This is a genomic window from Hyunsoonleella sp. J2K-J805, from assembly GCF_057167125.1.
This window is the reverse complement of the sequence record NZ_CM169901.1, coordinates 272,006-286,454: the sequence shown is the minus strand read 5'-3', so window position 1 is coordinate 286,454 and position 14,449 is coordinate 272,006. Positions and strand designations below refer to the sequence as shown.

At 34.5% G+C, this 14,449-nt stretch carries 12 protein-coding genes and 1 tRNA gene; 4 read left to right on the top strand and 9 right to left on the bottom strand.

Annotated elements, in window-relative coordinates; all coding sequences use genetic code 11:
* The 3 genes from lolA1 to ribB are packed head-to-tail and all read left to right on the top strand — an operon-like array spanning position 1 to position 4,301.
* Positions 1 to 639, top strand: coding sequence for an outer membrane lipoprotein periplasmic chaperone LolA1 (gene lolA1 / locus AC1B0Z_RS01180; RefSeq protein ID WP_483793689.1), 639 nt, complete (start codon positions 1 to 3; stop codon positions 637 to 639).
* Positions 640 to 653: 14 nt separating this feature from the next.
* Positions 654 to 3,119: an LptF/LptG family permease gene (locus AC1B0Z_RS01175; protein WP_483793688.1), complete on the top strand. Its 2,466-nt coding sequence runs from the start codon at positions 654 to 656 to the stop codon at positions 3,117 to 3,119.
* A gap of 21 nt (positions 3,120 to 3,140) precedes the next feature.
* A complete protein-coding gene (ribB, locus tag AC1B0Z_RS01170; RefSeq protein ID WP_483793687.1) occupies positions 3,141 to 4,301 on the top strand; it encodes a 3,4-dihydroxy-2-butanone-4-phosphate synthase in 1,161 nt (386 codons plus the stop codon).
* Positions 4,302 to 4,365: 64 nt separating this feature from the next.
* Here ribB and AC1B0Z_RS01165 read toward each other — a convergent pair whose 3' ends face one another.
* The 6 genes from AC1B0Z_RS01165 to AC1B0Z_RS01140 form a co-directional block, all read right to left on the bottom strand.
* The gene (locus tag AC1B0Z_RS01165; RefSeq protein ID WP_483793686.1) at positions 4,366 to 5,490 is read right to left on the bottom strand and encodes a T9SS type A sorting domain-containing protein; all 1,125 of its coding nucleotides are present in this window, start codon (positions 5,488 to 5,490) and stop codon (positions 4,366 to 4,368) included.
* 230 nt (positions 5,491 to 5,720) lie between these two features.
* Entirely contained in the window at positions 5,721 to 7,292 is a 1,572-nt protein-coding gene (locus tag AC1B0Z_RS01160) for a glycoside hydrolase family 16 protein (RefSeq protein ID WP_483793685.1), read from the bottom strand.
* Positions 7,293 to 7,380: 88 nt separating this feature from the next.
* Positions 7,381 to 8,289, bottom strand: a complete 909-nt coding sequence (locus AC1B0Z_RS01155; RefSeq protein WP_483793684.1) for a PorP/SprF family type IX secretion system membrane protein — start codon at positions 8,287 to 8,289, stop codon at positions 7,381 to 7,383.
* Positions 8,290 to 8,304: 15 nt separating this feature from the next.
* The gene (locus AC1B0Z_RS01150; RefSeq protein ID WP_483793683.1) at positions 8,305 to 10,143 is read right to left on the bottom strand and encodes a T9SS type B sorting domain-containing protein; all 1,839 of its coding nucleotides are present in this window, start codon (positions 10,141 to 10,143) and stop codon (positions 8,305 to 8,307) included.
* A gap of 63 nt (positions 10,144 to 10,206) precedes the next feature.
* Positions 10,207 to 11,403 (bottom strand): DegT/DnrJ/EryC1/StrS family aminotransferase, encoded by a 1,197-nt coding sequence (locus AC1B0Z_RS01145; RefSeq protein ID WP_483793681.1) that lies wholly within the window; start codon positions 11,401 to 11,403, stop codon positions 10,207 to 10,209.
* A 165-nt stretch (positions 11,404 to 11,568) separates the two neighbouring features.
* Positions 11,569 to 12,201 (bottom strand): NAD(P)H-dependent oxidoreductase, encoded by a 633-nt coding sequence (locus AC1B0Z_RS01140; protein WP_483793680.1) that lies wholly within the window; start codon positions 12,199 to 12,201, stop codon positions 11,569 to 11,571.
* A 218-nt stretch (positions 12,202 to 12,419) separates the two neighbouring features.
* Here AC1B0Z_RS01140 and AC1B0Z_RS01135 point away from each other — a divergent pair.
* A tRNA-Ser gene (locus tag AC1B0Z_RS01135) sits at positions 12,420 to 12,504 on the top strand.
* A gap of 76 nt (positions 12,505 to 12,580) precedes the next feature.
* Here AC1B0Z_RS01135 and AC1B0Z_RS01130 read toward each other — a convergent pair.
* The 3 genes from AC1B0Z_RS01130 to AC1B0Z_RS01120 all read right to left on the bottom strand — a co-directional run bounded on the left by AC1B0Z_RS01130 (position 12,581) and on the right by AC1B0Z_RS01120 (position 14,431).
* Positions 12,581 to 12,856, bottom strand: coding sequence for a heavy-metal-associated domain-containing protein (locus tag AC1B0Z_RS01130; protein ID WP_483793679.1), 276 nt, complete (start codon positions 12,854 to 12,856; stop codon positions 12,581 to 12,583).
* Positions 12,857 to 12,951: 95 nt separating this feature from the next.
* A complete protein-coding gene (locus AC1B0Z_RS01125; RefSeq protein ID WP_483793678.1) occupies positions 12,952 to 13,656 on the bottom strand; it encodes a Crp/Fnr family transcriptional regulator in 705 nt (234 codons plus the stop codon).
* 85 nt (positions 13,657 to 13,741) lie between these two features.
* Positions 13,742 to 14,431, bottom strand: coding sequence for a Crp/Fnr family transcriptional regulator (locus AC1B0Z_RS01120; protein WP_483793677.1), 690 nt, complete (start codon positions 14,429 to 14,431; stop codon positions 13,742 to 13,744).
* Positions 14,432 to 14,449: the final 18 nt, after the last annotated feature.

Below are 14,449 nucleotides of genomic sequence, written 5' to 3'. Positions count from 1 at the left end.
ATGAAAAAGTTAATCACCATAGTATGTATTGCATTTATCACCTTCGCTGGGTTTTCTCAAAACAAGGGGAAGATCTTGTTGAATGAAGTGTCTCAAAAGGTTAAAAACTATGATAATATTTCTATAGACTTTAAGTATATATTAGAAAATACGGATGAAAATATAAAGCAAGAAACTCGCGGAGATGTGGTTCTTGAAGACGAAAAATATAAATTAAACATTCTAGGTATTACACGTCTTTACGATGGAAAAACACTATACACCATTAGTCCAGAAGACGAAGAAGTAACTATAACAACACAAGCTGAAGATGATATAGATGCCATTACACCAAGTAAGATGTTGTCTTTTTATGAAGATGGTTATACCTACGCCATGGATATCGTTCAAAACATCAAAGGCAGAAAAATTCAATATGTCAAATTGACGCCTATCGATTCAAACTCTGAAATTGATTACATCCTTTTAGGCGTTGACGCTACAACTAAACACATCTACAATTTAATTCAAATAGGAAAAAATGGTACTAGAACGACTTTAATCGTTAATTCTTTCAAAACGAATGAACCATTATCGGAAACCTTATTTACCTTTGATGCAGATAAATATCAAGATTATTACATCAATAAAATTGATTAGGTAGTCGCATCCTTGTGAAAATTCTAGACCGCTACATACTAACAACATATCTTAGAACTTTTTTAAGTGTATTTGCAATTTTGCTGTTAATTTTTGTACTGCAAATGATATGGTTGTACATTAAAGAACTTGCAGGAAAAGATTTGGACTTAAGCACCATTATGAAGTTCATTGTATATGGGCTACCAAAACTAATACCGCTTGTATTACCGCTTACTATATTGCTTACCTCTATAATGGTGTTCGGAAATTTTGCTGAAAACTATGAGTTTGCCGCAATGAAATCTACCGGTATTTCTTTACAGCGTGCCATGGCCAGCCTAGGAGTATTTATCGTAGCACTTGGATTTGTAACGTTCTGGTTTTCAAATAATGTGATTCCGTGGGGAGAGTTTAATTTTTTTAATCTAAGAAAAAATTTAGCTAAGGTAAAACCGTCAATGGCAATAGCCGAAGGACAGTTTAACGAAATAGAATCTACACCTTATAACATTAAAGTAGCCAAGAAAACTGGAGATAAAGGTCAGTTTCTGGAAGATGTAATCATTCACAAAAAAGCTAGAGATGGTAGGCGGAATGCCACTACAATCACAGCAAAAACTGGTGAATTAATCAGTAGAGAAGATTCCAATGTCTTAAAACTAGTGCTGCACGACGGTAATTTTTACGAGGATGTATATCCTAAAAAGTTAAAAGACCGAAAAAAGTATCCTTTCGCCAAAAGCAGCTTTGAAGTTTACACCATGAATATCGATTTATCCAACCTTCAAACTGTTGATATTGACGATAAAAGCTATTCCAATAAATATAGTATGCTAAATGTTTCTGAACTGGACTATACTATTGATTCCCTTACCATAAAACATGAAAAAACCATGCAGGACTTCGGCGAAGTTATGTATCAAAGATCCACCATTAATAAATCTTTAAAACCTGCTGTAGAGGTTCCTGCTACTGATGAATTGAAAGAAAAAGGTAAAAGTGCAACCAAAATAGTAAAAGACAGTACCAAAATTCAAAAAAACACCGTTCCTATAGATTCTATCTACACTGGCAAATTGCAGGATTTATTTAGTACGAAGAAAAACTCTCAATTTGTAAATAGTGCCATCAGTTATATTAATAGCATAGATCAACTTATTAAAAATAAAAAATCCTCACTTGAACCAAGAAAAAAATTGTATAACAGGCATATTATTTCATTTCATGAAAAACTAGCACTTCCATTTGCTTGTATCATTCTGTTTTTTGTTGGAGCTCCACTTGGAGCATTAATTCGTAAAGGAGGCATAGGTTTACCGATGGTAATTGCCATTTTGTTGTTTTTAACCTATCATTTTATTGGCATTTTTGCGATGAACAGTGCTAAAAATGGAAGTTTCAACCCTATTTTGGCTAGTTGGTTTTCTACGTTAATCATGTTGCCTCTTGGTGTTTATTTAACCAAAAAAGCAACGGCAGATAGAGGCTTATTCGAAACGGAAGGTGTTTTAGAGCCTATTAAGAAACTATTTGGTATCAAGAAGAAGGATATTGAAATTGACACGTCCATTTTTGAAGATGAAACTGAGGAATACAAAACGTTACGATCCTATGATGAGAAAGAGTTAATAAAAGTTATTAAGAACTACAGGCAATATGGATATTCTAGGACACATAGAAACACTGCGGTTTCAATTTTAAATTCTAGGGGAATTTCAAACCAGCAGCTTAAATTTAGCGGAAACTTTGATAATCAAAAATTTGAGGAGGGTATTCGTCTTAAATATAAATTTGATGAGGATTCTAAATTAGCGTTTATACTATACGCCATTGCTTTCCCTTTAATTATTAGTGGATTAATCTTAGAAAATAATAAGTACCCTTTGGTTGGTAAAACATTATTTATAGTTGGTATTGTAGTTGGTATTATTTATTTGTTTGCACTTGTTAAATCCTTTATAAGCAGTTCTAACTTAAATAAGCATCTTAGAAAGGAATCAGGAACAAATGCCATTGTATACCTACTATTCGGTTTACCATTATATTTCATTTTTTATCTCTATCAGAAAAAAGCGACCAGTGAAGCCTTGTATTTAAATCCAAAAAAGACGTTTAACATTGCAACTGAAAATGAGGTTGCAGTACCTCATTTTGATTTAGAAAAAGTCTCTCCGAAACTAAAAGATTACAAAGACCATTCTTCATTTGCAATTATTTTATTTACCGCAGGAGCTATTCTGCTCTTATTAAATTTCGTCTTTAAAAACAACAAATTACCTTCTCTGGAGTCGGCATCAATTCAACTATGTATAGTTGCCTTTTCGCTTTATGTTATTTACTACATCAAGTCCATCCTAAATATTTATGCTTTATATAAAGCCGCTGAATTAGATGATAAAAAACCAAACATCATTCTACTTACACTAGGAATGCCAATTTATATGATTACCTACTTTTTTCTAAAAGGAAAGATCAAAAAAGATATAACGCATATATAAATTAAGCAATATCTTTGCAATATGATAGCAGAATCTATGTCTACAGAAAATACTACCAAGTTTAAGTTAAATACCATCCATGATACTATTGAAGATATTAGAAATGGAAAGGTTATTATTGTTGTAGATGACCAAAACAGAGAAAATGAAGGCGATTTTGTAGCCGCAGCTGAAAAGGTAACTCCAGAAATGATAAACTTCATGGCTACCCACGGAAGAGGTTTAATTTGCGCCCCACTTACGGAAAACAGATGCAAGGATCTTGAGTTAAACATGATGGTAAATAATAATACCGACCCAATGGAAACTGCATTTACAGTATCTGTGGATTTAAGGGGCAATGGCGTTACCACAGGGATTTCTGCAAGTGACAGAGCAAAAACCATAAAGGCTCTTATAGATAATGAAACAAAGCCCTTTGAACTGGCAAGACCAGGGCATATTTTCCCGCTAGTTGCTAAAGAAGGGGGTGTTTTGCGACGAACGGGACATACTGAAGCAGCTATTGATTTTGCAAGATTGGCTGGTTTAGAGCCTGCTGGAGTAATTGTTGAAATTATGAACGAAGATGGTTCTATGGCGCGTTTACCCCAACTTATTGAGGTAGCAAAAAAGTTTGATCTTAAGATTGTTTCTATTGAAGATTTAGTGGCCTATCGTATGCAACATGACTCCCTAATCGAAAAAATGGAAGATTTTGAAATTCATACCCGATTTGGGGATTTCAGGCTACGTGCATACAAGCAAACCACCAATAATCAAATACATATTGCACTTACCAAAGGGCAATGGAAAAATAACGAACCTGTGTTAACAAGGATAAATTCAACCCTAATAAATAATGATATCCTAGGCACACTTACCAATAGCGTTGACGAACAATTAAACGCTATGTTTAAAACTGTAAACGATTTTGGAAAAGGCGCCATCATTTTTATTAATCAAGAAATACAGGCTACTAATATTTTAAATCGTTTAGATTTTTTAAAGAACAATCAAAAAGAAAATGAAGTTTTAAAAGCCCCAAGAATAAACATGGATACTCGAGATTTTGGTATTGGCGCACAAATTCTTCATGATTTAGATATACATAAGCTTAGGCTAATTTCTAATAGTGAAAAAACAAAACGTGTTGGTATGATTGGTTATGGATTGGAGATTGTGGAATACGTAACATATTAAAAAGAGGAGCGTAAACTATAGTTGACAACTCCCCTTTTCTCCCGATTAATAGCCTCTTTAATTTTTATTCAACAACTATACGTTTGGTTGTTGTAGCTTTATTACCATAAGCCTTCAATAGATAAATACCACCACTTAGGCTTTCTACATTCAATTGTTCGGTATTTGAGGTTTCCAAAACTTTATAACCTAAAACATTGTACAATTCAAATTTGTCTATCGAAATATTCGATGAAATATTAATAATTTCAGTTGCTGGGTTTGGATACACCCTAAAACTTTCATTTTCAAACGATTCTGTACTTAAAGATTCCGCTACTGAAAACGACCTTTCTTCTTTATAATATGGTTCCCATTCATTGGAGGGTACATCCCATGACTCCAAAGTATAAACATTCCTATTTCCATTTGCATCATAATCGCTTGTATCCCTGTCTTCGTTTATCCAATCCATTCCGGATTTAATTTGGGTAAGCAATTCCGTTTCTAATCCATTTTCATAAGTAAAAAAACTTCTTTCTGATTCTTCCCAGGTACTACCATTGTACTCTTCAGATAAAGTTTCAGAAATCATCCCCATGTTATACGTCGCTTGTACCCTTTCATAAGCACTCCAGCCGCCATTATCCCATTCATAAAATGTGGCATTTTCAGGGTTTCCGGGAGACATATACACGATAACCAATTGCTCATCGTTCACCCATTGATTTGTATTTGTATCCCAATTTTGGCTAGTTTGTTTACCGAAATCAGAACCAGAATACTCAGAGTACACCTCCTTAAAACTATTTACATAATCATTCTGTATAGAATTGAAGGTTTTATGGGTTTCCTCAGTAAGATTACCTGATGTATCATAAGCATATTCTACTAATGTAGAGTTTAGCCATTGGCTGGTAACACTATTCCATGCTTGTCTCTCATCAGAAATTATATCATTATTACCGTTATACATCTTTATATTTTGATAGGTTAAAATCATTCCAGGCACGGCATAACCTGTAATCTTAGTTTCTTTGGCGCCTCCATTGTCATAGGTGTAAACCTCATGTAATTCCAGCTCCCAGCCGTCTGCAGCAATATTCCATGTGAAAATATCTTTTGTATCAGTCTTGTATGTTTGGGCAATACCTTTAAAAGTATGGCAAAACATTAAAATAAAAAGTGTAGCATGTAAAATTCGTTTCATAGTTAATAGCTTTTAAGTTATACATTGACATCGTTCACCTAACGATATGTCATCATTGTTTTGTACTAAAAATGAACTTTTGATTCCTTTTAGCTAGCTATTAATCAAAAAGAGAGAAAATAACATTGTAGAAAATGAAACAGTATTACTGTTTTAAGACTTGAGACAGTGAAAATTAAACATTTTATTTAAGAAAGTGCCTTTACATATTCACTTTTTTAAAAGTACATCTATTGTTTAATAATTCTTTTGGATACAAAGCCTTTGTCAGAATATAATTTTAAGAAATACATACCTGTTTTTAAACTAGACATATCCAATGTGTTATTTACATTTTGCTTTTCCAAAATAATTTTCCCTAAACTATCAAATACTTTTACATCTTTAATATTTATCTTGGAATTGATAAACAATGTATCCCTTACTGGATTTGGGTAAATCTGTAGGCTATTGATATTGTGCTCTTCAAGACTTAAAGAAGTATTTTGAAAAATCCTTACATAATCAATTACCATACTGCTTTCGATAAAGCTGGGATCAATGCCTCCAGAAACACCCCCCATAGCTACATTTAGTAGTAAATATTGCTCTAAACCAAAAGGCCAAGTACTAGCATTTTTCACTGGCGGATTATACGTGTAATAAGCGACATTATCAACTAAAAATGTTATTTGATTTGGGGACCAATTCACTGAGAATACATGAAAATTGGTAGTAACATCACTCAACAATTGTTTTGCGGTATTTACAGTTGCCCCAAAACTGGAAGGTGTGTGTATAGCACACGATGTTTCATTTGTAACATCGTACAAGCCATGTTCCATTATATCAATTTCCCCACAATTTGGCCATGTCGTGGTACCGACCCCTTGCGTTTGCCAATAGCCGCCGGTTTCATTAATATTTTTTCCTAGTGTCCAAATGGCAGGCCATGTGCCATCAGTTCCTGCGGGTAATTTTGCTCTAACATCTACTCTACCATATGTAAAAGCAAATTTAGAATTTAGTCTTGCAGAAGTATAGGGCAATGTGACCCCATTTTGTGTAAAATTTTCCTTTTTGGCAACAATATTTAAAAATCCGTTTTCAATATAAGTGTTGTCTATCCTATCTGTATAATGCTGTTCTTCATTATTGTACCATCTGCCTCCATTAGGCCCAAAGGTTTGATGATGCCATTTTGAAGCATCTATCGCTTCGGGAGTTGTACTATCAAATTCATCGGACCATACCAAATCTGAATAAACTACGTCCAGCGCATTTGGATCTGTAGGTGTGGAACCATCATCTATATCATCAAGAAAATAGGTTCCTGAAGAAGTAATCCCTCCATCTATAAAAATTGCAACCCTGTTGTAAGTACCAGAAGCATTTATAGATGTACCATCCGAACTTAAGAGCGCATTTGAAAAATCAAAAACAATATCATTTTTCCAACCAGAATTTACGGTATTCATGCGAACTTCTACATCTGGATTAGCCCCCATTTCTAGCTTCAAGGTGATTTGATGTGAATTCGCGTCGAATTGATAAAAATCTAAAGTTATTGCCTTTTGAACATCCAAGTCTATAGGATTAGATAGGTCTAAATAAAACCCTTCCCAAATATCTGAACCAGTATTGGTAAACTCACCAACCGCATTAGAAGCATCAACAGGATCCTGTTGTTTAGCAAAACTACTACTGCCAAATGGCACGAAATTATCTTGACCAGCAGAAAAATCTAAAGGCATTTGTTGCGAAAACGCATATTGAGAAATAAAAAAAATTATACTAAATGAAATAAAAGTAAAATAGCGCATAGTTTTAATTTAAAAACCAAAGCTATTGCTTAATTGAGTCAACACATAAAATTATGCCACTACAAAAACCATACAGGTATCTAAACCACTAAAAAAATCTTGGTGAGAGTATTTTTCGGCTAAAATTCAAATCGAATTGAAGAAAAATTTCATGTGATGAAGGCCCTGAATAACTAATATCCGAGACCACATAATCATAAGCATACCCCATTCTGATATTTGGAAGTATAGGGAAGTTAACTAATGCGCTTACTGCATCTTGATATCTGTAAGACGCACCTAACTCCAACTTATCAAAAAATAAAAAATTAGCATTGATATCAAAAGATACTGGCGACTCCAATGTTGATTTTACCATAAATGATGGCTTGAATTTAGTTGTATTAGCAATTTGAAAAACGTATCCTGCTGTAACGAAATAATGCAACGCTTCAGAGCCCAATTGTACGCCATTTTCATCCAAATGCACACTTCTAATCATATTTGGCATCGAAACACCTACATAATAATCTCTACTATATAAAAATGCCCCAGCCCCCAAATTCAATGTGTTTTCATTTATGTTTTCGGAGAAAAAAGGATCGTTGGCATCCTGAACACCAATAGTCGCTAATCCTATATCATGCACCGTAACACCTCCTTTTACTCCTAAGGCTAAATTAAGATTGTCATTTACATATATTGTGTACGATATATCTGTATAAACATTATTCTCCTTCACGGGGCCATGTTGGTCTGATATTGCAGAAACGCCTAATCCAATTTGATTTCCAATAAGACCATGACCAGAAATAGTAAATGTTTTGGGCGCTCCTGGAAATCCGGCCCATTGGTTTCTATACAGCGTTGTGATTTGAAGAAATTCTTTTGATCCGGTATATGCAGGATTAATTATGGCTTGATTATACATATATTGCGTATACTGAGGATCTTGTTGCGCATTTATAGTTTTTATACCAACTACAAAAAAGACAAGGAAAATAGCAATATATTTCATTCTGCGGTTAGATTACTAATAGTTTAAGTAAAGCCAACCCGTAACTGGATCGGAATATTTAGGATCGTTTAGGTGCAGTACATAATAATACGTTCCTACTGGAAGCAGGCTTCCTTTATTTATGCCTCTGTTTGCAACACCATCCCAAGGATTTTCATTACGCCCTTCGAAAACTAATGTTCCGTTTCTATTGAAAATTTTAATTTCTAAATTCTCAAAAATATCATAGACTTCATCTGGCGAAAAATCATCGTTCTTTCCATCATCGTTGGGTGAAACACCTTCTTGGTCTATACTAGTAAAACAATTATTTATAGTTAAGGGTATTTCAATTGGTTCTATACAAATCCCATTATCAAGAGTAACATAAACAGATTGGGGATATGTTATATTAGTATAACTTTCAGGATTAGAAATAGGATTGATAAAGGCGTCTAAATCCTCTAAGGTCTCGTAGTAAGTGTATAAAATATTTGGTTCTTCGCTAATTACGCCTTCAACTGAGGTTAAATCAAAACTAGAAGTATTATTACCTTCATCACATGCGTCTAGAACCGGTATATTAGTTATAACTGGGGCATTAATTAGTGCTACTGATTCAACAGTTTCATTATTAGCTTCATTGGTTTCCTGCACGATTCCGTTGCCCGTGCCATCGTCATCCACCACTACAAATAATTCAAAATTATTGGGTACTACATCAGGAACTGTTAAGCGAATAACATCGCTTTCTGATGCTCCAATATCCAGTACAGTTCTTGTTGCACTTTGTCCTATTAGCGTTTCATTAGCGTAAAACGCAATTGGCGTTCCTGAAGGTAAAACTTCCGTAGCATTAAAATTATTGATAGCATATGCGACAAAAATGTCTCTAGCGTCACAAGTGACAGATATATTATTTATTGTTGGTGTCGCATCTGGCAATTGACTATTTAATACCGTAACAATATTATTTATTATGATTAAATCTGCTCTGAACACCCCGTTCAATGGATCATTGGCTCCTGTGGTTAATGTAATTGTGGCCTCTGTATCTCCAATATTTATAATATCTTCTATGTTATAAACATCTAAATCCATGTTATACAATGTATCAGACCCTGTATACGAGTTTGTACCATTAAACGCATTATCTCTTGGATTCAAGGGTAAATCTTCTAACACTGTACCTTGAAAAATGAGTGATTCTCCAAAATTTAAACTTCTATCGCCTTCCCAAGCTAAAAATCCAATTTTGGCATTGTCATTATCAATAACATTTAAATTAGTAATATTTATATCAATACGCTGCTTTTGCCGGTTAATAATCTCCAAACCATGAAATAAGTTCACTTGATTAAGAGGTAATGCTTCCTCTTCGTAAATAATAAAAATAGACCAGCCCGCAAAATTTGTTCTGTTATTACAGTAGCCTGGATTTGACGCTAAAACATCGATAATACTTAAGTTTTCAACGGTATAACTTCCATTTCCAGTCATCATTACCTGTTCAGTTATGTTCTTAAAGCATGAAAAATAAATAAGGTCGCCGTTAAGCGCATCGTCATAAATAACGTTGAGTGTGTCATCTGCTTCAATGTCTACGCCGTTAAGTGTTATTGATGTGTCTCCACTTCCAGAACCAGCCCAATATATAAAGGCTTCTTTTATTTTTTGAGTAGCGGGCATATTTAAATCTGCACTAGAAGAAGGCAATATATTACAAAATGTCTCTGGATTATTTTCTGCAGGATTTAAAGTATTACCAATAGCCGTGTAACTAAAACGACCATAGTATTGCTGAAATACATCAATATTTTGGGTAAATACTCTAGTTACACTAAATAATACAACTAAAATATACCACTTTTTCATTACAATACTATTTGTCCATCTGAGATTTGAATACTACAATTTAGTGAAAAAAGAATATTACAATTAAGAAATAGCACTCTTAATAATAGCTGTCATCTTGTCTGCTCGTTCCCTAACCTGTTCTTCCGTCCAAGACAATTTAATCAAACAAGATATATTTCTACCTATGTAGTAATCAGATTTTGAAAAATCTTGATGTTTTAAATTTGATAATCCTTCTTTAATGGCATCGCTTATTGGATATAGCGATTTTAATTCTTTAAGATGTTCCCATCTTTTAACGTAATGCCAGTTATTATTGTAATAATTCCAACAGGCATCTACACCATTTTCGCCAAACGCTTTACTTACCTTTGTTGCGATTTCCAAATTTGGTAAAAAGAAATTTAAAAAAGCACAGCTTTCCACACCACCTTCTGGGACAGTTCTAAAGGTGACTTCAGGAATTTGGGATAACGCTTCCCTAAGGATATTGAAGTTTTTTCTTTGAATCCTTAAAAACTCCGGTAACCGTTTTGCTTGTGCCAAACCAACGGCCGCATGCAGTTCTGAAATCCTAAAATTATACCCCAAAAACGGATGTTTTTCTGCGCCTCTATCATTCCCAATGTGATCGTGACCATGATCACTATAGTGGTCGGCATTCAAATAATAATCTTCATTATTTGTTATTACTGCTCCTCCTTCTCCGCAGGTAATGGTTTTTACAAAATCGAATGAAAAACAACCCAAATCACCAATACTGCCTAAAGGTTTTCCTTTATATGTGCCTCCTATAGCCTGACATGCGTCTTCTACGACTAGTAAGTTATGCTTATCTGCAACAGTTTGGATAGACTCCATATTTGCCATGCTACCACACATTTGCACTACCATAATGGCCTTTGTTTTTGGAGTTATTGCCTTTTCGATAGCTTCTGCATTTAAACACAATGTATCATCTACATCTACCAAAACAGGAATGGCCCCAAGCATCATTATCGCCTCAAAACTGGCTACAAATGTAAAAGATGGCATTAAAACCTCATCTCCCGCTCCAACACCAGCAGATGCCAATGCTACTGAGACAGCTGCAGTTCCGCTAGAAACCAATTGCACATATTTAGTCTCAAATGTATTTTGAAGTTCTTTTTCGAGTTCTTTAGCTTTCCAATGGCCGTTTCGCATACCATCAAAACCATAGCGCATAATAACGCCATTATCTAATACATCATTTACTTCTTTTCTTTCTAGATCTCCGAATAATTCAAATCCTGGCATATGAGTTTATTTTATCTGTTTGGGTTTCGCGTTAGGGATTGTGCTTCGAGAACCTCAGCAACCAAGTCATTTGTTGAAGCTCCTCCACGAAGGAGAGAGCGACTGCCGAAAGCCCGACCCACTTGCCCTGAGCAACTCGAAGGGTGTGGGTAACGCCCAAATAATTTATAATTCTATTACGGCTTCGTCAATAGGTTTTCTAACTTTTTTTAACTCTGAAAACATATCATCCCCGGCTCTATAACCTACCGGCAGTAGCAATACTGTTTTTAGTCGTTGTTGTTTTAACTCTAAAATCTCATCGTATTTTGGAGGTATAAAGCCTTCCATTGGACATGCATCTATAGCTTCCATGGCGCACACGGTCATTAAGTTTCCAAGTGCAATGTATGCTTGGTTGGTAGACCACTTTTGGCGTTCCACTATTGACATTTTGGCCATCATATCAATCAATCCATCACGATAAGGTTTTAATATGGTTTCAGGGGTTTCCCTGATATCTTTTATGTTGTCGTAATATTGGTTAACATCAATGTTTAAAATATTTTCCTGTATGCAAATGACCAAAAGATGCGATGCATCCAGTACTTGTTTTTGTTTGTATGAGTGCTCTACAAGCTTAGATCTTAAAACTCTATCCTTGATAATCAGCATTTTTATGGTTTGCAAACCGTAAGAGGTAGCCGTTAAATTAAATGCTTGTTTAAGAATATTGAGCTTGTCCTCTGGCAATGTTTTATTGCTATCAAACTTCTTGGTAGCATATCGCCATTGTAACTGTTTAATTGTATTTGACATCAACAATTTATTTTGTGCAAAAATAAGGTTTGTAATGCTTTTTTTTATAAAATGCTTAATAAAATAAATAGATTGAGGCGCGGTTGCCATCTAAATGAAAAAATTGATGTTTTATTTGAAAGAATTAAAAAAGGGTTCTATATTTGCACCCGCCTACGCAATGCCTTTGGCATCGTTTCGGCGGGCAAGCCTGCTTAAAGGCACAAGCATTAAACACTGGAGAAATGGCAGAGTGGTCGAATGCGGCAGTCTTGAAAACTGTTGAGGGTCACACCTCCGGGGGTTCGAATCCCTCTTTCTCCGCAACAAAAAAACCTTCGCTTTCGGTGAAGGTTTTTTTATTCCAAAAATTAATTGTGACAAAATTACATAAGTGATATCACTTATCTGCCATAGACATTTCTTCTAAAGAGACTTTCACACATTTCAAACCTTGTTCAATAATACTGGGGTCTTTAGTGATTGGATAGCCCAGTTTTTTCAGTTTCATGCGCAAACCCTCAATGGCATTATGGGTTTTAAAATCAAAACTTATACTTCTTGTTTCTAAATCGACTTCTAAATTTGAGATACCTTCCACTTTTTGGATCTCTTCATCCAAAAAACTTTTACAATTTTCACATTGTAGACTATCAATAACCACAGTGGTTCTCATAAGTATAAACCTTTTTACGATGTAAACTTATGAAGTAATTAAAAGAAAGAATGTGATATTTATCAGGTTTTGAAAAAAAGATAAAAATCTAAACATCAAAAATCATCTATAAACCGTTCTAGAGCATTAACATCTATGATTCCAACTTTTTTTCCAGATAGTTTTAGGAAGCCTTCCCGCTTTAGCCATGATAAATTTCGAATGCAGGACTCTAGCGCAGTACCCACAACACTTGCCAAGTCCTCTCTAGTTAAGTTTAGGTTTAAATACCCTTCTTCATCCTCACCATAATGCTCGCTTAGATATAATAAAGCTTGTGCTATTCGTTGTTTTACGTTTTTTTGGGAAAGACTTAAAATAATATTGTTGGAATCTTTGAGATCGTTAACCATAGTTTTTAGTACATCCATAGTAAACTTTGGGTTAGACTTTAATGGTTTAACAATACGCTCTTTTGGAATAAAACAAACTTCCATATCGTTAACTGCGGTAGCCTTTACATCTACTTGCTCCTCTGCAATAACTGAGCGCTGACCTATCACCTCGCCTTTTGCGGCCAACTTTACAATTTGGTCTTTACCATTAGAGCTTAACTTAGAGAGTTTTGAAACACCGTCACGAATACAGAATACACCATTTAGCTTTTCGCCTTCCTCAAAAATAGTTTCTCCTTTTTTTATTTTTTTGGTGATTTTGGCATCAGATACCTCTTTAAGCTCTTGCTTACTCATGGCGCGCAAATTATTAAACTGTCTAACGATACAGTTTTCACAACGTTTTTCTCTGTTGTCGTATGCCATGTTGGGTAGTATACTTATGATTTAGATGTATAAATATACACGATGGAAAAAAAATACAACCTATAAAATTATAGGTTCTTTGAAGTTATGAGGCTTTTACAATGGTATTCAATTGCTTAAGGGATAATATTTTTATTTTTTCCCTGTCGACTTTCAAGTACTTTTTTTGTTTGAACTTTGACAGAAGGGTGATTACGTACTCGCTTGTAGTGCCTAATATATTTGCAAAATCTTGACGTTTTAACGAAACCTTAATCCAACCATCATTATCCACACCATATTTTTTGGCAAGATATAGCAATAATCCTGCTAGTTGTCTTTGTACTGATTTATAGTTTTGAAAATATTGAATTTTCTCTATATCCTCTGCCATTTCGTTTACGAACCCCCTTATCACATCATTGGAAAACTTAATATTATCTTGCATAGTATCAATTACGGTTATTCTATCCAAGGAGCATAATACAGTATCCGTAATTGCCGTTGCCGTAACCAAAGCGCCCTTGTTGGCAATAATAGCATGCCTACCCATTAGATCGCCTTTTCCTAATAGTTTGGTAATATGTTCTTTTCCGTTTTCATCAATTAAAGAGAATTTGCAGGCTCCTTTGCAAATACAAAACAGTTTATGCAACTTCTCATCTTGATAAAAAACAATATCCCCTTTGGAAATATTAAACATATTACCTGTTTTTTTAAATGCTTCATTCTCTTTAGAGGTTACACTTTTAAGAAAATTAAACTGCTTTCCAACACAAAGGTCGTTCTTGGACATGATATGAGTATTTATCTC

Coding starts and splice junctions, on each gene's coding strand:
- lolA1 (WP_483793689.1), top strand. CDS start 1: ATGAAAAAGTTAATCACCATAGTATGTATTGCATTTATCACCTTCGCT.
- ribB (WP_483793687.1), top strand. CDS start 3,141: ATGATAGCAGAATCTATGTCTACAGAAAATACTACCAAGTTTAAGTTA.
- AC1B0Z_RS01165 (WP_483793686.1), bottom strand. CDS start 5,490: ATGAAACGAATTTTACATGCTACACTTTTTATTTTAATGTTTTGCCAT.
- AC1B0Z_RS01160 (WP_483793685.1), bottom strand. CDS start 7,292: ATGCGCTATTTTACTTTTATTTCATTTAGTATAATTTTTTTTATTTCT.
- AC1B0Z_RS01155 (WP_483793684.1), bottom strand. CDS start 8,289: ATGAAATATATTGCTATTTTCCTTGTCTTTTTTGTAGTTGGTATAAAA.
- AC1B0Z_RS01150 (WP_483793683.1), bottom strand. CDS start 10,143: ATGAAAAAGTGGTATATTTTAGTTGTATTATTTAGTGTAACTAGAGTA.
- AC1B0Z_RS01145 (WP_483793681.1), bottom strand. CDS start 11,403: ATGCCAGGATTTGAATTATTCGGAGATCTAGAAAGAAAAGAAGTAAAT.
- AC1B0Z_RS01140 (WP_483793680.1), bottom strand. CDS start 12,201: ATGTCAAATACAATTAAACAGTTACAATGGCGATATGCTACCAAGAAG.
- AC1B0Z_RS01130 (WP_483793679.1), bottom strand. CDS start 12,856: ATGAGAACCACTGTGGTTATTGATAGTCTACAATGTGAAAATTGTAAA.
- AC1B0Z_RS01125 (WP_483793678.1), bottom strand. CDS start 13,656: ATGGCATACGACAACAGAGAAAAACGTTGTGAAAACTGTATCGTTAGA.
- AC1B0Z_RS01120 (WP_483793677.1), bottom strand. CDS start 14,431: ATGTCCAAGAACGACCTTTGTGTTGGAAAGCAGTTTAATTTTCTTAAA.